21 protein-coding genes and 1 tRNA gene are annotated in these 19,484 nt (G+C 47.3%); 11 read left to right on the top strand and 11 right to left on the bottom strand.

Going from position 1 to position 19,484, the window contains the following annotated elements; genetic code table 11:
- Nucleotides 1–89: 89 nt before the first annotated feature.
- The 3 genes from ACFQS8_RS10395 to ccrA form a co-directional block, all read right to left on the bottom strand.
- The gene (locus ACFQS8_RS10395) at nucleotides 90–623 is read right to left on the bottom strand and encodes a peroxiredoxin-like family protein (RefSeq protein WP_382167267.1); all 534 of its coding nucleotides are present in this window, start codon (nucleotides 621–623) and stop codon (nucleotides 90–92) included.
- Between the two features lie 90 nt (nucleotides 624–713).
- Nucleotides 714–1,838 (bottom strand): Rieske 2Fe-2S domain-containing protein, encoded by a 1,125-nt coding sequence (locus tag ACFQS8_RS10390; protein WP_382167266.1) that lies wholly within the window; start codon nucleotides 1,836–1,838, stop codon nucleotides 714–716.
- Between the two features lie 121 nt (nucleotides 1,839–1,959).
- Nucleotides 1,960–3,201 (bottom strand): crotonyl-CoA carboxylase/reductase, encoded by a 1,242-nt coding sequence (gene ccrA, locus ACFQS8_RS10385; RefSeq protein WP_382167265.1) that lies wholly within the window; start codon nucleotides 3,199–3,201, stop codon nucleotides 1,960–1,962.
- A gap of 225 nt (nucleotides 3,202–3,426) precedes the next feature.
- Here ccrA and ACFQS8_RS10380 point away from each other — a divergent pair, with 225 nt between their 5' ends.
- Complete coding sequence (locus tag ACFQS8_RS10380) at nucleotides 3,427–4,026, top strand: hypothetical protein (RefSeq protein WP_382167264.1); 600 nt, start codon at nucleotides 3,427–3,429, stop codon at nucleotides 4,024–4,026.
- Between the two features lie 43 nt (nucleotides 4,027–4,069).
- Here ACFQS8_RS10380 and ACFQS8_RS10375 read toward each other — a convergent pair whose 3' ends face one another.
- The gene (locus tag ACFQS8_RS10375; RefSeq protein ID WP_382167263.1) at nucleotides 4,070–4,396 is read right to left on the bottom strand and encodes a SemiSWEET family sugar transporter; all 327 of its coding nucleotides are present in this window, start codon (nucleotides 4,394–4,396) and stop codon (nucleotides 4,070–4,072) included.
- 219 nt (nucleotides 4,397–4,615) lie between these two features.
- On the opposite strand from ACFQS8_RS10375, the gene ACFQS8_RS10370 reads away from it, so the two are divergent.
- Nucleotides 4,616–6,601, top strand: a complete 1,986-nt coding sequence (locus tag ACFQS8_RS10370; protein ID WP_382167262.1) for a methylmalonyl-CoA mutase family protein — start codon at nucleotides 4,616–4,618, stop codon at nucleotides 6,599–6,601.
- 3 nt (nucleotides 6,602–6,604) lie between these two features.
- Here ACFQS8_RS10370 and ACFQS8_RS10365 read toward each other — a convergent pair whose 3' ends face one another.
- Nucleotides 6,605–7,507, bottom strand: coding sequence for a DMT family transporter (locus ACFQS8_RS10365; protein ID WP_382167261.1), 903 nt, complete (start codon nucleotides 7,505–7,507; stop codon nucleotides 6,605–6,607).
- A gap of 285 nt (nucleotides 7,508–7,792) precedes the next feature.
- Between ACFQS8_RS10365 and ACFQS8_RS10360 the strand changes: the two genes are divergently transcribed.
- Nucleotides 7,793–8,413: an HNH endonuclease gene (locus tag ACFQS8_RS10360; RefSeq protein ID WP_382167260.1), complete on the top strand. Its 621-nt coding sequence runs from the start codon at nucleotides 7,793–7,795 to the stop codon at nucleotides 8,411–8,413.
- A gap of 18 nt (nucleotides 8,414–8,431) precedes the next feature.
- Here ACFQS8_RS10360 and ACFQS8_RS10355 read toward each other — a convergent pair whose 3' ends face one another.
- From ACFQS8_RS10355 to ACFQS8_RS10345, 3 genes are all read right to left on the bottom strand, one after another.
- Complete coding sequence (locus ACFQS8_RS10355; protein ID WP_382167259.1) at nucleotides 8,432–8,974, bottom strand: demethoxyubiquinone hydroxylase family protein; 543 nt, start codon at nucleotides 8,972–8,974, stop codon at nucleotides 8,432–8,434.
- A 16-nt stretch (nucleotides 8,975–8,990) separates the two neighbouring features.
- Nucleotides 8,991–9,488, bottom strand: coding sequence for a disulfide bond formation protein B (locus tag ACFQS8_RS10350; RefSeq protein ID WP_382167258.1), 498 nt, complete (start codon nucleotides 9,486–9,488; stop codon nucleotides 8,991–8,993).
- Between the two features lie 73 nt (nucleotides 9,489–9,561).
- Nucleotides 9,562–10,206, bottom strand: a complete 645-nt coding sequence (locus tag ACFQS8_RS10345; RefSeq protein WP_382167257.1) for an exopolysaccharide biosynthesis protein — start codon at nucleotides 10,204–10,206, stop codon at nucleotides 9,562–9,564.
- Between the two features lie 199 nt (nucleotides 10,207–10,405).
- On the opposite strand from ACFQS8_RS10345, the gene ACFQS8_RS10340 reads away from it, so the two are divergent.
- Nucleotides 10,406–10,490 (top strand) — tRNA-Leu (locus ACFQS8_RS10340).
- A gap of 49 nt (nucleotides 10,491–10,539) precedes the next feature.
- Here ACFQS8_RS10340 and ACFQS8_RS10335 read toward each other — a convergent pair.
- A complete protein-coding gene (locus ACFQS8_RS10335) occupies nucleotides 10,540–11,271 on the bottom strand; it encodes a homoserine O-acetyltransferase/O-succinyltransferase family protein (protein WP_382167256.1) in 732 nt (243 codons plus the stop codon).
- 248 nt (nucleotides 11,272–11,519) lie between these two features.
- On the opposite strand from ACFQS8_RS10335, the gene sdhC reads away from it, so the two are divergent.
- From sdhC to ACFQS8_RS10305, 6 genes are all read left to right on the top strand, one after another.
- Nucleotides 11,520–11,930, top strand: coding sequence for a succinate dehydrogenase, cytochrome b556 subunit (sdhC, locus tag ACFQS8_RS10330; protein WP_382167255.1), 411 nt, complete (start codon nucleotides 11,520–11,522; stop codon nucleotides 11,928–11,930).
- A 12-nt stretch (nucleotides 11,931–11,942) separates the two neighbouring features.
- A complete protein-coding gene (gene sdhD / locus ACFQS8_RS10325) occupies nucleotides 11,943–12,344 on the top strand; it encodes a succinate dehydrogenase, hydrophobic membrane anchor protein (protein WP_382167254.1) in 402 nt (133 codons plus the stop codon).
- A 51-nt stretch (nucleotides 12,345–12,395) separates the two neighbouring features.
- On the top strand, nucleotides 12,396–14,186 hold the full coding sequence (gene sdhA, locus ACFQS8_RS10320; protein ID WP_382167253.1) for a succinate dehydrogenase flavoprotein subunit: 1,791 nt from the start codon (nucleotides 12,396–12,398) through the stop codon (nucleotides 14,184–14,186).
- Between the two features lie 184 nt (nucleotides 14,187–14,370).
- Nucleotides 14,371–15,144, top strand: coding sequence for a suppressor of fused domain protein (locus ACFQS8_RS10315; protein WP_382167252.1), 774 nt, complete (start codon nucleotides 14,371–14,373; stop codon nucleotides 15,142–15,144).
- A 170-nt stretch (nucleotides 15,145–15,314) separates the two neighbouring features.
- On the top strand, nucleotides 15,315–16,100 hold the full coding sequence (locus tag ACFQS8_RS10310) for a succinate dehydrogenase iron-sulfur subunit (protein WP_382167251.1): 786 nt from the start codon (nucleotides 15,315–15,317) through the stop codon (nucleotides 16,098–16,100).
- Between the two features lie 146 nt (nucleotides 16,101–16,246).
- Nucleotides 16,247–16,927, top strand: coding sequence for a DUF937 domain-containing protein (locus tag ACFQS8_RS10305; RefSeq protein WP_382167250.1), 681 nt, complete (start codon nucleotides 16,247–16,249; stop codon nucleotides 16,925–16,927).
- A gap of 56 nt (nucleotides 16,928–16,983) precedes the next feature.
- On the opposite strand, the gene ACFQS8_RS10300 is transcribed toward ACFQS8_RS10305, so the two are convergent.
- The gene (locus ACFQS8_RS10300; protein ID WP_382167249.1) at nucleotides 16,984–18,081 is read right to left on the bottom strand and encodes a class I SAM-dependent methyltransferase; all 1,098 of its coding nucleotides are present in this window, start codon (nucleotides 18,079–18,081) and stop codon (nucleotides 16,984–16,986) included.
- A 2-nt stretch (nucleotides 18,082–18,083) separates the two neighbouring features.
- Entirely contained in the window at nucleotides 18,084–19,037 is a 954-nt protein-coding gene (gene lgt / locus ACFQS8_RS10295; RefSeq protein ID WP_382167248.1) for a prolipoprotein diacylglyceryl transferase, read from the bottom strand.
- A gap of 124 nt (nucleotides 19,038–19,161) precedes the next feature.
- Here lgt and ACFQS8_RS10290 point away from each other — a divergent pair, with 124 nt between their 5' ends.
- Nucleotides 19,162–19,410: an accessory factor UbiK family protein gene (locus tag ACFQS8_RS10290; RefSeq protein ID WP_382167247.1), complete on the top strand. Its 249-nt coding sequence runs from the start codon at nucleotides 19,162–19,164 to the stop codon at nucleotides 19,408–19,410.
- Nucleotides 19,411–19,484 lie beyond the last annotated feature (74 nt).

The following is a 19,484-nucleotide window of genomic DNA, read 5'->3' as shown; positions in this document are numbered from 1 at the left end:
ACGCTGTGTGTCTAACGGATAGTTTCGACGATAGCTAGTTTTCAGCGAAGAAAATTGGTGAGCCGCATTTCTCCGCCGAAAGAGTTAGCTTATTTGTGTGTTCCGCGAATAGGGTAATTGTTCTCTGGATTGCGGATGAATTTGATCCCGCCAGCGAGCGTTTGAAATGATGGACGGGCAAAAGGCGCGTTTGAAATATTCAATACCTGAACATTGCCCTCAGCATTGATGATGAAAACACCCGGTTCTGCAAAAGGTTGATCTGTTTCTTGAGGTGAGCGCGGGTCTGAAATGTAGAGGCCCAGTTTTTTCATATCTGCAATTGAAAGATCATATCCAACTGTGAATTTGGGAGACACGTCTTTCATTTGTATCTCAACTTTTTCTAGCGGGTCACCAGATACTGCAACAACATCAACGCCCAGCTCGTTTAAGGCTTGTAAGTTGTCATTTAATTCTTTGAGATGGGCTGTGCACATTGGGCAATGTTTGCCCCGATATACGACAACCATTTTCCAATCGAAAGGCGCACTTGGTTTGCCAAGTGTTACATTGCCGCCACCGAAACGGGGGACTGTGATGTCTGGAAATTTTGAGCCAGCTTCTAATTTAAAGGCTGTCATAATGAACTCCTGAATATGTGTGGGGTCGTTCATCACATATTGGGAGGTATCTCACTCAATGTAACCAGCTCTCAAAAATGTGATCACTCTCTAGCTTCGCCAGCTTAAAGTGCGCGCTTGAATTGGATTGGTGAAGTCACGTTTTTCCGTGCGACTGGCAGCCCATTCGCGTTTTAGCTGTTGATACCATTTCGCTTGAACGTCGATATCATCAATCCAAAGCATGGCTTTTTGGTATTTCATACCGCGATTTTGCAGATCCACCATTTCCTTATCTTGCAATAAGAAAGTTCGTCCCATGCGTTTCACAATCGGAGAGGCAAGTTTTAGGAGCGGTGCATTTTCTATCCACGTGATTTGGGTAACGCGTGTGCTTTTTTCCTGTTGAGGTGTCAGGCAGGTAAGGGTGAAAAAACGAGCCTTTTCATTCTCAACAACTTCCCAGCGCATGCCGGGGAGTTGAAAAACGATTTCTGTCGTTACTTCGTCACCAAAAACCATTGAATATAGTTTGGAATTTCCAGAAGGTTTGTGGCGTGCAATTGCCCAGCCGCGTGTGCGAGGCTCGAAGGGTTTTTGTTTGATTTTAAATCCTGAAGACGGTGGACGCCACCACCATTGATTATGGACGAAGGGCACGTGTGCAGGGTCCATCAATCCTACAACTGCATCATCCATATGGGCGTTAAAGTCCTCAACGATGACAAAGCTGGGCGCATCTGGCAGTTGACCAAAATCAGGCGGGGCTAATTCGGGTTCTCCATCAAATCGCGGATTGTGGGAGACGTAAATATATACCGCGCCATTGGCTTCATGCAGCGGATATTTGCGCACCTTCACGCGAGATGGTTCTGTTTTGTCTTCAGGCGTGAGTGAGGGCATGTGTTTGCACACGCCATCATTCGTGCCAAAGCGCCAGCCATGATAGGGGCATTCGATTGTGGGGGTGCCGTCAGTGTCGATTTGTTTACCCGAAGAAAGTGGCACAAGGCGGTGAGGACAGATATCACGCAGCGCAAATGCTTTACCATCGCCAGAGCGGCCCAATAGAACGGGTTGGCCGAGAATTTCGCGATTAAGATGTTTACCCGCAACAAGCTCATTCGACATGGCGGCTAAATACCAACAATCGGTGAGCCAGCCTTCTTCTGTAATACCAATTTTCTTTTTGGCAGGAGAAGGTGAAGGTGGAATATCAGTTGTGTCTGCTGGCATGCTCGCGCTCTTTAAACTACGCTAGGGGGTAAGTTTGGGTGTGCGTAGTCTTCCATGCGCTTTTGTGCTGATCAAGGCAAGATGCACATTGGCTAAAAGCGCGAGCATGTCATTTCTTATATCAGTTCATGCCTTCTAGGGTTTTCATGCCTGCGCGTGGTGCGTTGACCAAAACAGCCATATTTCCTGGAAGGTGTTTGTTATCGAGCATTTTTTCATGCGCAGCTGGAATGTCCTCCCATGTGAAGACTTCAGACATGCATGGATCAATGCGCTTTTGGATAACAAGCTCATTTGCTGCGGCAGCTTGTTTTAGATTGGCAAAGTGTGAACCTTGCACGCGCTTTTGGCGCATCCATAAAAAACGTGCATCCATTGTAAGGTTGTATCCAGTTGTGCCCGCGCAAATAACGACCATGCCGCCGCGTTTCACACAGAAGACAGAAACTGGCATTGTCGCTTCACCTGGGTGCTCTACAACAATGTCAACATCCTTACCGTCAGTGTGTTCCCAAATGGCTTTCCCAAATTTGCGGCTTTCGCGCATATAGTCTTTGAATTCTGGTCCATTTACTGTGGGCAATTGCCCCCAGCAATTGAAGTCTTTGCGGTTGATGACGGCTTTTGCGCCTTGGTCCAGCACAAATTGCTTCTTATCGTCGGAAGATACGACGCCAATCGCGTTTGCGCCTGAGATTTTACAAAGCTGAGTGGCAAACGACCCCAATCCGCCAGATGCTCCCCATACCAGCACATTTTGTCCCGGTTGCACTGTGTGCGGTGCATGGCCGTGTAGCATGCGGTATGCTGTGGCAAGGGTGAGGGTGTAACAGGCTGTCTCCTCCCATGTTAGGTGTTTAGGGCGTTTCATTAATTGGCGATCTTGCACGCGGCAAAACTGCGCAAACGATCCGTCTGGTGTCTCATAGCCCCAAATGCGCTGGCTGTCGGAATACATGGGTTCACCGCCATTGCATTCTTCATCATCGCCATCATCTTGGTTACAATGCACAACAACTTCATCGCCAAGTTTCCAGCGTTTTACTGCTGAGCCGACAGCCCACACAATACCTGAAGCATCCGAGCCTGCGATGTGATAGTCTTGATCGTGAACATCAAACACAGATACAGGCTCACCAAGGCCGGCCCATACACCGTTATAATTAACCCCAGCAGCCATAACATAAACAAGCACATCATGCTCGCCCAATTCTGGCGTATTAACAACCTCTAGCTGCATTGACTGATTAGGGCGTCCATGGCGTTCGCGACGGATAGCCCAAGCATGCATCTTCTTAGGTATGTGATAAAGTGGTGGTAATTCACCTAAATCGTAAAGCTCTTTCTTTGGCGTGTCTAACATAAGCTGTGTCCTCAGTTATGGCTGCTTTATGTTGTTTTGATTGGTGCAGCCCAATGTGGAATGTGTTTCCTCTCAGCTCGTTATATTGCGATGCGGCATAAATTGCAAGATGAATATTTGTGCACCGCAATATCGTTGAATTTTGTGCATAGCCTGTTTTCGTGAATTGTCGGAGGCAAGAATTTGCGCAATAAAGGTTTTTCCGTAGAATGAGGAAGCTGATCAATGTCCAATTTAGCGCCAGTCAGACTGATAAACGTATCAATCATAGCAATGATTGGATGGGTAGGAGTTGGGCATGCCCAAATGTCCGACACTGACGAAATGCGGGTTGTGCAGGATGTATTGTCTTGTCGAAGTTTAGCGGATTCGATGGAGAGATTGGTATGTTTGGACCGAGCATTGCCAGCGCTTGCGGAAGCATTCCCTGAATCGGCGCTTTCTAAGCAAGAACGTGAAGAATTATACGCGCGCCAAGCGGAGCAAAGCAGAGCCGCAGCTGAAGAAGCTTTTGGACAATCCATTGAAGAAAAGTCTTCAAATGTTGCTCAGAACAACGATGCTTCTAGGGTTGAAGAAGAGAAAATAACAACTGAATTGAAAGAGTTGGGTTCGGTTGTGAAGGATGTGAAATACACCCCTCGTGGTCGTGCAGTGGTATATTTTGAAAACGGTCAAGTTTGGAAGCAGCTAGATTCTGATACACGCAAGATCCGCGCTAAATCTGCAATAGGCGAGTCTGTAACTGTAAAGAAAAAGCTGATGGGCAGCCACATGATGAAGATTGGGAATGGACGTCTCGTACGTGTCGAGCGGCTACAGTAGGGGCTAACCTACTGTAGCAAGATGATTTTCCAGTAAATTCAGTCTATTCGGCTGCAACAAGTGAAGAGTGCAGGTCGATGCTCTCTTCATTCTGTTTTTCTACCGCCTTGCTTTTGCGGGTGTTGCTTAGCTTTAGCGTAAGAATGCAAGCGGCAAGAAGGAATGTGACAAAGTTGGCGATAATTACAGGCCAGCTTGTTACCAATATCCCATACACAAACCAAAGCGCCACGCCTGTTGTGAAGAGGGCGTACATGGCCAGTGAGATACCATCTGTATTGCGGGTTCTAAGTGCGAGAATAGCTTGTGGCAGGAAAGAGCCTGTTGTGAGGCTTGCTGCGACAAGGCCAAGGATTTCAGAAAAAGGCATACGTCTCTCCCTTTCAAACAAGAGCAGACAATAATCACTGTAATTGGAATTTAGTTATGTCTGAGGTTGGGGGGTATATAACACATATGTTTGCTATGCGAAATAGTATTATTATACATAGATATCCCGCATATATGCATATCAAATACTGAAAACAAGAGGGGCTTGCTGTTTTTGAAATATCTGTCATGCTGCAGTGCAACATGGGAGGAAATAAGAATGGGTGACAAAACCTATCAACATGTCGCAGACAGACCGTGGATCTTCCGGACATATTCGGGACATTCAACGGCTGAAAAATCAAATGCGCTATATAAGCAAAATCTCGCTAAAGGCCAGACGGGGCTTTCCATCGCATTCGACCTGCCCACTCAAACCGCATATGATAGCGACCATATACTATCTAAAGGTGAAGTTGGTAAGGTTGGCGTCCCTGTGGGGCATCTTGGAGATATGCGCACACTGTTTGATGGTATCAGCGCAGCCCAGATGAATACGTCCATGACAATCAATGCGCCTGCAAGCTATATGCTTGCGCTCTATGTAGCGCTCGCGGACGAGCAAGGGGCGGACCGCTCGGCTCTGTTGGGAACCACCCAAAACGACATCATCAAAGAATATCTCTCACGGGGAACTTACGTCTTCCCGCCGGCACCTTCCATGCGTTTGATCTCAGATATGGTGTCTTGGTGTTATACCGAAACGCCCAAATGGAATCCGTTAAATGTGTGTTCCTACCATCTGCAAGAAGCCGGTGCGAGACCAGAACAGGAGCTGGCATATGCCTTGGCGACTGCGTGCGCGGTGCTGGATGCCGTAAAGGCGGGCGCGCAGGTGCCAGATGAAGATTTTGAGACTGTATTTGCCCGCATTTCCTTTTTTGTGAATGCAGGCGTGCGCTTCGTGACCGAGCTTTGCAAAATGCGCGCATTTGTTGATTTGTGGGAAGAAATTGGCCGTGAACGCTATGGGGTTCAATCAGATAAAGCGCTGCGTTTTCGATATGGTGTTCAGGTTAATTCACTCGGGTTAACTGAGCAGCAGCCAGAAAACAATGTCTATCGTATATTGTTGGAATCATTGGCTGTTACATTGTCAAAACGTGCTCGTTGCCGTGCATTGCAATTGCCCGCATGGAATGAGGCGCTAGGGCTTCCGCGCCCTTGGGATCAGCAATGGTCTTTACGTATGCAACAGATTATGGCGTTTGAGACAGACCTTTTGGAGTATGAAGATCTGTTTGATGGCTCGCACGTAGTTGAAGCTAAAACAGAGGAACTCAAAGAGGGTGCACGCGCAAAGCTCGTTAAGATTGATGCGATGGGCGGCGCGATCAATGCGGTTGACTTTATGAAGGGGGAGCTTGTTGCCTCTCAAAAAGAGCGTGTGATGGGTATTGAGGGCGGCGATCAAAAAGTAGTGGGTGTAAACGCCTTTACAGCGACAGAAAAAAGCCCGCTTGCGACGGGTGATGACGCGATTATGACCGTTGATCCTGCTGAAGAATATGCGCAAATTGAACGATTAAAGCAGTGGCGCAAATCGCGTGACAATGATGCATGTGACACTGCGCGAGAGGCATTGTATCGCGCTGCCAGTGAGGGGCAAAACCTCATGCCATCGACAATTGATGCAGTGAAGGCAGGCGTTACAATTGGAGAATGGGGCCAAACATTGCGTGAGGTTTTTGGCGAGTTTCGCGGCCCAACAGGTGTGTCTATTGTTATCTCTACTGACGGAAACGAAAGCATCGAAGCGGTGAAGGCCAATGTCGAGCGTGTTTCTCACATGCTTGGCCGCACACTCACTTATGTGTTGGGAAAGCCTGGGCTTGATGGGCATTCAAATGGAGCAGAGCAGATCGCCACGCGCGCCAGAGCGTGTGGCATGCAGGTCATTTATGAAGGCATTCGTTTCACGCCTGAAGAAATCGTGCAGCAGGCAATCGATAATGATGCTCATATTATCGGCTTGTCTATATTGTCAGGATCCCATCTCGATCTTGCACGTGAGACGGCGCGCATAATGCGTGATCGTGGCCTATCTCATATTCCGCTAGTTGTGGGGGGGATAATCCCTCAAGAAGACGCGATGGCTCTTAAACAGATGGGTATAAAACGCGTGTATACGCCCAAGGATTTCCAGATCACTGACCTTATGGCAGATATTGTTGCACTGGTTGAGGATGCCCATGTGCAAGCCTAGGGCTTATTTGCTTTTTCCAGCAAGCCAAACACCAATGAGAATAAGCGCCGCGCCACCTATTTGTGTGAGTGCGAGCGCTTCATTAAATAGAGGCCACGCCAATAATCCGGCGACGACAGGCTGAATAAGTAAGATAACGCCGGCAATAGCGGGTTTGGTGAGGCCCATACCATAGACGATTAAGCCTTGGCCCAAACTCTGTGCAAAAATTGCAAGAAATATAGCGCCTCCAAATTCACGGATGTGGGGCGGAACAATCGGCTCGCCCATTGTGATTGTAAAAATAAACGCGACCACAATACCTGATGCCGTCATCCAAAATACGGTTTGAAACCCTGTTTTTGTGCGGCGTCCGATAGAAGCAAATAACAAATACCCAGACAGACTAAGAGAGGCGAGAAGCGCCAGACTATCGCCCTCTAAATTTCCAGCACGTGCATTGGGTGCTGAATAAGCCATTACAGCAGCACCTGTTACAGCGAGCAATGCTGCCAGTGGCCACATTAAAGACGGGCGTTGTTTCAAAAATAGCCATGCCCATAATCCAACGGCAATTGCTCCCAAATTTACGATGAAGGTTGCATTCGCCACAGATGTTTTCACGAGGGCTAAATGCCAAATGCAGATGTCCAAGCTCAAGCATGCGCCAGCAAGGAGGACAGCTAAATTGGGGCGACCAATATGTTGTTTGAAAATGCGCGCAGCTAAAAACAGCAGAGGTAATGCGAAAGTGAAACGCCAAAATGCAGTTGCAGACGGCTCCATACTGGAAAAACGCAGTCCGATGGGAGCAAGGCCAATACATATTGCGGCAAGGACCAATATAAATGGCCCCTTCATCGAGGGTGACAAAAACAAAAGACGTGGTTTGCTTTTTTCTTTTGCGCTAGTGGCTTGGATTGTCATGGGAAACTCAAAAAACAGTATTCAAACTTATACAAAGTCAACGCTTAGTATTGGCAGATAGCTCATAGATTTCAGCAAGGTGCAAGCGTCAAATTTGCGAGTGAATTCAAGCCAAAAGAATATGAATTGAAATATTAGTTTGAGCTTTTCTCTTGATTGTCACCGCACTGTCGTAAAGAATCGGGTAGAAGAAGGATGTGAAGTGATATTATACTGCTTCACAATTGGTTTTCGGCTGCTAGCCGCAAAACGCGGCTTAGCGGCCTCTGCTTTAGGAGGATCGTCATGGCTGCAGTATTATCTAAGCAAATAGCTTCCTCGCCAGCGCTGGTCCTGAATGCTGACTTTCGGCCCTTATCCTATTTCCCATTGTCGTTATGGCCATGGCAGGAGGTTGTAAAAGCAGTCTTTTTAGAGCGTGTAGATGTGATTGCTCAATATGATTATGTCGTCAGGTCGCCATCCTTTGAGATGCGCTTGCCGTCTGTCATTGCGCTGCGTGAATATGTCAAACAAGATCGTGCACCGGCGTTTACGCGCTTCAATCTCTTCCTGCGTGATGGATTTGAGTGTGTCTATTGTGGATCACCTGATGATCTTACATTCGATCATGTCATTCCGCGTCATATGGGTGGGCGCACCAGTTGGGATAACATCGTCACGGCTTGTAGTCCTTGTAACCTTCGCAAGGGTGGGCGTATGCCGCGCGAAGCAAACATGCTGTTGGATCCACCTCCGGGTCGTCCAAGCTTGCATCATTTGCAACGTATGGGGCGGAAATTCCCGCCAAACCATCTGCATTCATCTTGGTTGGACTATCTATACTGGGATATTGAATTGCAAAATGACTCATCTCAAATTGACGAGACTCAAGACGACCCCGGAGCTTCATTTCTTTTGGAATGAGGCTCTTTTTGTATCAATTTAGATTTTTTCAGAGATTTTGATTGCTGCGCGACAGCCTGCTTTTATAAATGCTGATAGCAAAGGGTAGGCGGGGGCTTCATGCGCGCCTTCTTCAACCGCGAGGTTTTTGTGAGCGGCTTCTTCGTCTCGAAATTGAGCGAACATGGGTGACAATTCAGTTTCACCTTTTGCTTCAAGCTCTTTTACTTGGTCATCGTAGTGTTTTTCGATCACGGTCTCTACAGCCTCGGTGCAGGCATGGGCCGCCTTCTCACCAAGTAGGGCGGTGGCAACACCCAGACCATAAGCAGCCACACCCCAGATGGGGGTCATAGCGGTAGGACGCACGCCCTTTGTTTGAATGAGTTCGTCAAAGGCTGCGAGGTGATGTTGCTCTTCGGCTTCCATCTCAGTGAGTTGTTCAACGATACCCGACGTGTTGTTTTGCCGTTCAAAAACAGCACGTTGTCCTCGATAAATAGCAACGGCGGCGTATTCCCCCGCATGATCCACGCGGACCATTTCTTGGGTGCGGTTTGGTAAAGGGGCATGACGAGGCATAGAGATAACTCCCTGATTACGCAGTGCTTTTGGTGCTTTTTGTTGCAGTTATAAATGAGCATACCATAAAACACAGAGATGCGAATGCATTCATATTGGCCATAGTTACGCCAAAAATCACGAGTGGCGGCTCGTCGCACTTGCCAACAACCATGGGCTGATCGAGTGATTGAAAATGGGTCGGATCAAATCCTGCACTAGAGCAACCTGTTGAAATCAAACCCATTTCTACCGCTGAATGATATAATCCATATCCCGCGCCATATAGAAAAACCACGCCCAAAATCGCAGAAACTATTTTCAAAACGGGCCAATGAGGTTTGTTGCGGGCAAGTATTAGCCCAGCAATGCTGATTGCAATCGCAGCCCAATATGGCTCTCTTTGTTTTAGACAAAGATCACATGGATACATTTTCCCAAAAATTTCAAAGGCATGCGCTGACGCCAACATAAAAATGCTGACGAGAATAGCGACAAAAGGCCATGTGCGGTGAGATAATAGTTTTGAAATCATAGGCACCATCTGCACGGAAGATTATCAAATATGCAATCCCAAAACGCGTTTCGTGATGAATAGTGATCGCTATTTAAGCGAGCCCAATCAATGTTTTAATCACAGCTGTACCACCTGCGAGTAGGATTGCGATCCAAGTTGAGCCCAGCAATAAGCCGCCTGTTGTTAGAAGTCCGTCTCGTTCCATAATTCCAAAGGAAACCATCGCCACTGCGAAGCCGGGCACAGTGTTGGTGCCGGGGATTGGGGTAAGGATAGAAAGGCAAAACACGACTAAAATCAAACCGATAAGGCGATCTAACTTTGAGCTTGTTAAAAATGTAAGGCGCGGACGAGAGAGTTTTTCAACCCATCCAAAATATTTTCGCCCACCTTTTGCAGTTTGCTCTAGGCCCTCACGTTTGATTTTTCTGCCGGCATATTTGCTTGGAATCCAAGGTTGTTTGCGCCCTAAAACCATTTGAAAAGCGAGTAGCGCCATTGGGACGGCAACTATCTGAGGGACGACATAAAGGAAGGGAATACAACAAGGTAGAGCCAATATGAAAAGAGCCGTTCCGAAAGCCTGATCTCCAAGGGCTGTTGTGAGCTCCTTCAGTGTGATGCCCTCTTCAGGGGCGTCTGCTGCCAGCTTCTCAAGTGCTTCAATCATGCTTGGCTTGTGCTGAGCTTCATCTGATGAGGAGGATGTAAGCAGGTCTTCTGATGGTTGCGTCATCGCCAGATAGTCTTCCGTAAAAAATCAAACCCGCACAAAATTGGTTTGCGCCAGTTCAGGCGTAATACTCTCGACGGAAGGTTGAAAGGAAAAAGCGTAATTTATTGTAAAAAAAATGCACAATGCATAAATTTAAAAAAACTAGAGAAAATAGTTTGACCTTTTCGTGCCTCTCTGCCATTTTCCCGCCTCGCTTAGTGCCTCTGTGGCGGAATTGGTAGACGCGCTGGATTCAAAATCCAGTTTCTAACGAAGTGCCCGTTCGAGTCGGGCCAGAGGTACCAAGCGGAAATCCCCAAAATGTAAATTTCCGCTTCTTGGCTACCGAGCGCGTTATGCTTGAGTATGATGCAGGAAAAATTCCCACATCCATTTTGCAACAAGTTCATTGTCTTCAGGTTTGCTGAGAGATTCTATCGCTGCTTGTACATCTTCATTTATGAGCGATGTCTTTGCTCGAAGTGAGTAGAGCGCTTCAGAATAATCATTGGCAAATTCAGGATGGCCTTGGAATGTTAGCGCTGGCGTATCGGGGTAATAAAGTGCAGCAAAACTGGTGAATTCTGAATGTGCGAGAATTTTGCTGTTTGGCGGTTGGGTTATGACCTGATCTTGGTGGCTAACCGCTAGACTTAGCTGACTTTGAGGTTGCGTCATCCATGCGGGTGTTGTGGTGATCTCATATGTGTGAAGACCAATTCCCCAACCTTTAGGCGATTTTGTTACTTCCCCACCAAGGGCTTGGGCGATTGCTTGGTGGCCAAAGCATATGCCGACCAATGGTTTTTTGCGCGCTGCAGCTTGTCTTATAAATTCAAATAAGGGCTGCATCCATGGCCAATCCTCATAAACACCAGCGGGCGACCCAGTGACGATAAAACCATCATAGTTTTCAATGGCGGGGATATCTGATGGAGTGAAAGCAGAATGGCAAAAGCTGTATGTGTTAAATGTCGGCTCGGTGGACGCTGTCTGAATGAGCTCTTTGATCATTTCAGGGTATGAGGCGAAATCGCTTCTGATTTCTTCGGGAGGTAAGCCTGTCTCGATAATGGCGATTTTCATATATAAACCTATGGCCTGAGGATTTGTGTCTGTTCACTAGTTAGTAAGAGTTGCTGGACAAGAAAAGAGGGGTATTTGTGCGAACCAATTGCAGCTAGCTCTATGTTAGCGCTATATCGCAAAATATAGTGAATACTTATGGGCTGTATGACTTTTAGACACGTTGACACGGTATCGAGAGCGTCTAATTACAGTATGCAAAAAACGAATATATTGTTCGCAGGTTAAAAGGCGGAAAAGGGGCATTCATGGCAAATCAGGTCGAGGCAGACAAACGACCATTGTCGCCACATCTTCAAGTTTGGAAATTTCACCCGACAATGCTGACGTCGATTTTGCAACGCATAACAGGCGTTGGAAATGCGTTGGGGCTCGTGCTTCTTGTGGGCTGGTTGTTTGCGATTGCATCAGGCAGTGAAGTGTTTGAATGCTTTGATGTGTTCTTCACATCCATCTTCGGCAAAATCATTTTATTTGGTTTCACTGTTTCAATCATGTTCCACTGGTCACAAGGTATACGTTTCTTGTTCTGGGATATGGGTAAAGGCTTCTCGCCAAAGATTGCAAATATCTGGTCATATGTGACGCTTGCATTCGCATTGATCGGTGCTGTTGTAATTTGGGTTTTGGCGGGTCTTGTACCTGGCCTGACAGTTTAAGGGAGCGCTGATATGTCTAACTCTTCTATGCGTACACCGCTTGGTAAGGTGCGTGGTCTTGGTTCAGCGCGCGATGGTGCCGGTCACTATATAGCGCAGCGTGTAACAGCCGTTGCACTGATATTTTTGGTACCTTGGTTCTTATTCTCCATGCTTTGCGCAACAAAAGGTGCAAACGCATTAGAACGCTTTGCCAATGCAGAGGTTTGGTTAAGCCAACCATTCAATGCGATTTTGGTCTTGCTCGCTTTTTGTAGTGCTATTTATCACATGCGCCTTGGGTTGCAGGTGGTAATTGAAGACTACATTTCGGGTCACGGCATGCGTATCGCTTTGCTGATGCTCAACACATTTGTCAGTTTTGCGATGATCGCTGTGACAGTGTTTTCCGTTTTTAAAGTTGCAGTAGCATAATATTTATCGCCCCCAGACAATCTGGAGCGGGCGCATGAAAGGCAAGACAAAATGAGCGAATATGAATGGGTAGATCACACATTTGACGTTGTGGTTGTTGGTGCGGGTGGTTCCGGTTTACGTGCAGCGCTTGGTGCTGCGCAAGCTGGATTGAAAACTGCTTGTATCTCTAAAGTGTTCCCGACACGCTCTCACACAGTTGCGGCGCAAGGTGGTATTGCGGCTTCATTGGGTAACATGGAAGGCGGCGATGACTGGCGCTGGCACATGTATGATACTGTTAAAGGGTCTGACTGGTTGGGCGATCAAGATTCTATTGAATATCTCGTGCGCCACGCACCAGATGCTGTGTATGAGCTTGAGCACTGGGGTATGCCTTTCTCCCGTACAGATAAGGGTGAAATCTACCAACGCGCTTTTGGTGGTATGACACGTGAATACGGAAATGGGCCTGCGCAACGTACGTGTGCAGCTGCTGACCGTACGGGTCACGCTATGCTTCACACGCTTTATGGCCAATCATTGAAATATGATGTGGAATTTTTCATCGAGCACTTTGCGATGGACCTCATCATGGATGATGATGGAGCATGTCGCGGTGTAACAACTTGGCAGTTGGATGACGGGACTATGCACCGTTTCCGTGCGCAACGTGTGATCTTGGCGACGGGTGGTTATGGCCGCTCATTCTTCTCATGTACTTCTGCGCACACGTGTACGGGTGATGGTAACGCAATGGTATTGCGCGCTGGTTTACCTCTGCAAGACATGGAATTTGTTCAATTCCATCCGACTGGTATTTACGGATCAGGTTGTTTGATTACTGAGGGTGCGCGCGGTGAAGGTGGATATCTGACGAACTCACAAGGTGAGCGCTTTATGGAGCGCTATGCGCCATCTGCTAAAGACCTTGCCTCACGTGATGTTGTGTCGCGTTCAATGACAATGGAAATTCGCGAAGGTCGCGGTGTTGGTCCAGAAAAAGATCACATTTTCCTTCACCTTGATCACCTTGATCCAGATATTTTGGCAGCACGTTTGCCGGGTATTTCTGAGAGTGCGCGCGTGTTTGCTGGTGTTGATGTAACAAAAGAACCTATCCCAGTGATCCCGACGGTTCACTATAATATGGGCGGTATTCCAACAAACTATCACGGTGAAGTGCTTACGAAGAAGGGTGATAATCCTGATGCGGTTGTGCCTGGTTTGATGGCTGTGGGTGAAGCGGCATGTGTGTCTGTTCATGGTGCAAACCGTCTTGGTTCAAACTCATTGATTGACCTTGTTGTGTTTGGTCGTGCGGCTGGGTTGCGTTGTGGCGAAAAGCTTGAAGTGAATGGGCGTCAGCCTGAGCTTCCTAAGAACGCAGGCAACAATGCACTTGAGCGTCTAGACAAATACCGCAACGCCAAAGGCGGCACTCCAACTGCGAAACTTCGTTTGCAAATGCAAAAAGTTATGCAAGCTAATTGTGCGGTTTATCGTACAGGTGACACGCTTAACGAAGGTGTTGCGAAAATTGCCGAATGTTATGAGGGCATGCCTGATCTGTCAGTGAAAGACACAAGCTTAATCTGGAATACAGATCTTGTCGAAACGCTTGAGATGGACAATTTGATTGCGCAAGCGGCTGTGACAGTTACGGGTGCTGCAAATCGTCAGGAAAGCCGCGGGGCGCATGCACGCGAAGACTTCTCTGATCGTAATGATGAAGAGTGGATGAAACACACACTTGCGTGGTGTGATGATAAAGGGAAGGTGACAATTGATTACCGTCCAGTCCACACTTACACAATGTCAGAAGATATTGATTACATTAAGCCAAAGGCACGCGTATACTAAGTTTCAAAGCGTGTTGAAATAAAGCAAGCCCGTTTTTACCTATGTGAAGACGGGCTTTTTTGTGCTTAAAATTTAAAAAAACCAATGTAATAGGGCAGTGATTGCTGAAATAGAGGGAAAATAAAAACGCAGTGAAGTCTTGAGTATTTATTGACCCTGAACTTAGGCGCGTTAAAATAAATAGATGAATATATGGGGACCAGAAACAGACTTTGGCATGTCAACTGATGATATGCGTGACGCGCTTGATCTTCATCTTGCGCGCCATATTGGTGAGTTTCAGACTGTTTTTACCGATGAAGATGGGTGGGCCGGAAATTCGTCCGAGGACGGCGTACCTGTGGATGTGTTGGTTGTGCTTCCTGAGGGAGAGCGTAAGTTTGCTTATGTCTCTAGCCTTGGGTGTTCCTTTGTACCTCTTTCTTCAGCTCATTACCGCGAGCACAATATTGTTCGGCGTGTTGAGTTTGTGCTTGCTGCTCAGCAAAACGGCAATGAAGAAGAAGACATTTCAGCGCTGAACCTTGCTGCTAATACGGTGCGTCAGTTTGCTAAAATCGTGCATTTAAGCGGTGTTGCTGTTGAGGAGGGGGAGACGGTTACGTTTTCAGAAACTCCAAGACCGGTATTTGATGATGCGGGATTTGCTGGGTTTGGTTTTGTGAAGCCGCAGCTTCCTAATCCGGGGTTTGGTCATATGCATTTGGTCGACGCTGAAGTGAATAGTGACATTCATTTCATTGCGCCTATACCTCTCTTCAAGAACGAAATGGAACTTGCTGCGGAGATTGGTCCCGAAGCATTTTGTGCTGCCTTGCTGAAAGCTGGTGTGACCGAAATGATTGATTTAAAGCGTCAAAGTATTGCGGGCCCACCAGCAGAAACTGTTGAAGTGAAGACGATTTCAAGGGGCCAAATGCTTTGGGCAAAGGTATTGTCATGGGTCGGAATCAAGTGAAAAATCTCAAAAAAACAGGTTTTGGCAAAGAATAAGGGATTGTTACTGCGAATGATTTTCAGTCTCGAAAATTTCTTTGTTTTTTAGCGCTACCAAAACCTAAGCACACTATGCATTTACGATTAGGTCGTTAGATTGCGCTTAAATAAATAAAAAAGGTTGTGGACAACATGGTTCAGCTCACGCTCCCGCAGAACTCTAAAGTTAAAGCCGGAAAGACTTGGTCTTCTCCAGAGAGTGCGTCATCAGGATCACTCAAAACTTTCCGTATTTACCGTTATGACCCTAACTCTGGTGAGAACCCGAGATGGGATACATATAAGATTGACACATCGTTATTTGGCCCAATGGTTCTTGATGCTTTGATCTACATCAAGAATGAAGTTGACCCGACTTTGACATTCCGTCGCTCTTGTCGTGAAGGTGTGTGTGGATCTTGTGCCATGAACATTGGCGGGCAAAACACGATTGCTTGTACGAAAGGTCATGACGAGTTTAAGGGAAATATCACGATTTCTCCTTTGCCGCACCAGCCCGTTATTAAAGACCTCGTGCCGGACTTGTCACAGTTTTATGCTCAACATGCTTATGTTGCGCCTTACCTCAAGACAACAACACCAGAGCCACAACGTGAGTGGAAACAAACACCTAAAGACCGAGAAAAAATGGATGGTCTTTATGAGTGTATCTTATGTGCATGTTGTTCAACATCTTGTCCGTCATATTGGTGGAATGGTGACAAATACCTTGGCCCTGCTGCCTTGCTCCAAGCTTATCGTTGGCTGATTGATAGCCGTGATGAAGCCACAGGAGATCGTTTGGATGACCTTGAAGATCCGTTCAAGCTATACCGTTGTCACACGATTATGAACTGTGCGCAGGTTTGTCCGAAAGGGCTAAATCCTGCGGAAGCAATTGGTAAAATTAAAACAATGATGGTTGAACGTCGCGTTTAACTTCACCCTTGGTTTTTATAATCTAATTAGCCCAGTGGTATGTTCTGCTGGGCTTTTTTTATGGTCTATGTGTTTTGTTCATAGCGTGGTCAGGTTGAACATGTTAACCCTTAGGTAATGAATGCAATTTCTAAGGGGAAAATCCTATGGCTGGTTTAAATTTGATGGACATGCTTGCTTCGGGTGCTGGTCAAGGCGCGCTGAAACAATTGGGTCAACAGTTTGGTTTGGATGAAAGTTCAACTCAGTCCGCTGTGAAAGCGTTATTGCCAGCTATCTCAGGTGGTTTGAAACGTAATGTGTCACAACCAGGTGGGTTAGAAGCGCTAATGGGCGCGCTACAGAATGGAAATCACGCGCAATATCTAGAGCAGCCAGAAACACTCGCGCAGCCGGAGTCCGTTGCGGACGGGAATGCTATTTTGGGTCACTTACTGGGTTCAAAAGAGGTAAGTCGTGAAGTTGCTGCTAAAGCAAGTGAGCGTGCCGGTGTGTCTTCAGATTTGATGAAGAAGCTTTTGCCTATGGTTGCGACTATGGCGATGGGATCGCTTGCGAAGCAATCTAAAGACCCCGATGTTCCAGCTAACCTTATGGGCAATATGGGAAGTATTGCTGCAGCGGTGATGGGAGCTGCCTCGGCAGGCAATTCAGGCAATAAATCAGGTGGAATGCTTGGTGGACTGCTGGGTGGCCTCATGGGTGGCAAGCAGCAACAGGCGTCTCAAAACAGTGGTGCAATGGGCATGATCGGTAATCTGCTAGATGCAGACGGTGATGGGAATGCTGTTGATGATATTTTTGAAATGGTTATGAAGCGTCGTTAGACGAACATACAAATACAGACAGGAAAACCGCCTTGATTATAGGCGGTTTTTTTGTGCTAGAAGCCAATAGGAGCGGGAAGCTTTGGCGAAGATAAGCAAATGGCTTGGAAGCGTTCTCCCATTTGATCAGGAGCCATTATGCGCATTGCACCTTGGGCGATCTCATCGGCCTTTTGAGGATTTTGGTCGATAAGTGCATTTACACGTTCAACGCCGCCAAGGGCATTTAGAAACCAACCTTGAGGCGTTGGGCCGGATACATTTAATCCTTTAGAAACAGCAAATTGCTTCACCTTTGAAAAGTCGACATCGGCCGTAAGGTCCACTTCACCAATTTGGGTGAGCGGATCAATTTGGTCGCCATTTGAATAGGCGCGCAGCGTATCAGCAGGCGTTGCGTTTGCTGGACCATAATCAATGAAGAGCGCACGTGAATGGCCTTGTTTTAGGCGTTCTGCAATGGTGTCAATAAAGGCATCCAGAGCGGTGGATATCTCAACTACGTCTTGTATGACCCCCGTCAGGTCTGGGTGTGCTATATCAGAGCTAGAGGTGTGCTCCTTGGCTATTGGGCCTGAGATTCCCAATTGGAACGCTCCTGTTTGGTCTATGCCGACCTTGCGCTCACACCAAGCACCATCATGTCGAATATATTGACGAATAGGGAGACAGTCGAGAACTTCATTTGCAAGGAGGAGTGTTGGCCCGATTGGAATCTCTTGCAATGAATCGACCCAAATAGGTGTGTCAATTTGAGTGAGGTTTTGTGCTTGAATTTTTCTCAGCGCAGGGGAAGGTTCAATCAAATAGGGACGCGCGGCGTCATGGAAGCCTGCAACCTTGGAGGTGGCGCGCCAAATGTCGCTCATCATAATTCCCCGACCTGGCCCCATTTCAACAAGGTAGAAAGGTGAGGGACATCCCAATTGTTGCCATTCATGCGCTGCCCAAATGCCGACCATTTCACCAAACACCTGGCTAATTTCTGGCGCGGTTGTGAAGTCGGTCCCTAATCCAGGGCGAGTGGCATAATAGCCTTGTTTTCGATCAAACAAGGCTATCTGCATAAATACAGAAATTGGAATGGGTCCGTCTGCCTGAATCATGGCTTTCAGGCGTTCGGTGAGGCTGATCTCTTGAGTAGGCTTCGTCACGATTAGTTAGCAGATTCCGTATTCGGGGTGCGTTTTCCACCATTTGGCTTGAAAGAGCGGCGTATGAGGTAGAGGCCACCAATAACCATTGGCAAGGAGAGCAACATCCCCATGGTGAGGAAGCCGCCCGGTAGGAAGCCAATATGCGCATCGGGTTCACGGAAGTTTTCAACGATGGTCCGCGCACTTGCATACCCGACAAGGAATATACCTGTCGCGAGGCCCGGTTTACGATAAATTTTGAACTTCCAAACTGCGACGGAAATGATTGTGAAAAGCAAAAAGCCTTCAAGTGCAGCTTCGTAAAGCTGACTTGGGTGTACGGGAACTTTAGAGCCTAAAGGTGCGCCCAGTGCATCCTGATAGAACCATTTGTGAATGTTGAAATCAAACACAGGGAAACGGATACCCCAAGGCGCATCGGTTGGGCGGCCATAAAGTTCGCCATTGATGAAATTAGCAATTCGGCCAAGGAATAGAGCGATAGGGGCTGTGGCTGCACCAATATCAGATAATGATAGCAGTGAAAGGCCGCGTTGCTGTGCCGTATAGGCCATGGCGAATGCCACTCCAATCAGGCCGCCATGGAAAGACATGCCACCTTCCCACATTTTGAAAATCATCAAGGGGTCGCTGAAAATGCGGTCTGGCTCAAAGGGGAGTTGGTAGAAGAGGATATATCCAAGACGTCCACCAATTAGCACACCCATCATGGCCCAAAAGACAAAATCATCTAAGTCATCACGTGAGACAGGGCTTTTGCCATTCGCCCCAGACCAAAGTCGATCCTTTGAGATCAAATAGCTGGCATAACGCCATGCCAATAGAAGTCCCACAATATATGCTAATGCATACCAACGCAGTGGAAACGGTCCGATCGAAAAGTCACCTAGCGCCAAAGCTGGGATAGTGAAGACTGCCGGATCAATCTCCGGAAAAGGTATTGCCACAAACATGCTGCACGTCCTTTAAAATAAGCTCTATGAAGAAACGCCTTTGCAAGCGAGACCATAGTCCCCTATGTTGAGTAGATGCAGTGCCACGTGGAAGGCGCTTGGTCCAGAGGCGAGACATTAAGAAATGCAAACAAAGAACCCAATTTTTGATGAAGCGGCAAAATTTGTGACTGGTGCGATGGGTGCAGCCCAAGCAGCAGGCGATGAAGCCAAAGGATTATTGCGTGCGCAAACTGATCGCGTCATCGCGGACATGGACCTTGTAAGCCGTGAAGAATTCGATGTGCTGAAAGCGATGCTGCTTGCATCACAGGAGCGCGTGGAGACCTTAGAGGCGAAGGTTAATGCGCTTGAGGCAAAATTGAGCAAATAAAATTTCTTAATCGGTCCACAAAAAATCTTGTCCGGTTAACTTTACGAGCAATCTATAAGCGCGTAACGCGGTTT

Origin of the sequence: Hirschia litorea (assembly GCF_042665075.1) — a bacterium.
Taxonomy (GTDB): Bacteria; Pseudomonadota; Alphaproteobacteria; order Caulobacterales; family Hyphomonadaceae; genus Hirschia; species Hirschia litorea.
Note: the sequence above shows the minus strand (reverse complement) of the source record. Positions and strands in the feature narration are given on the sequence as shown.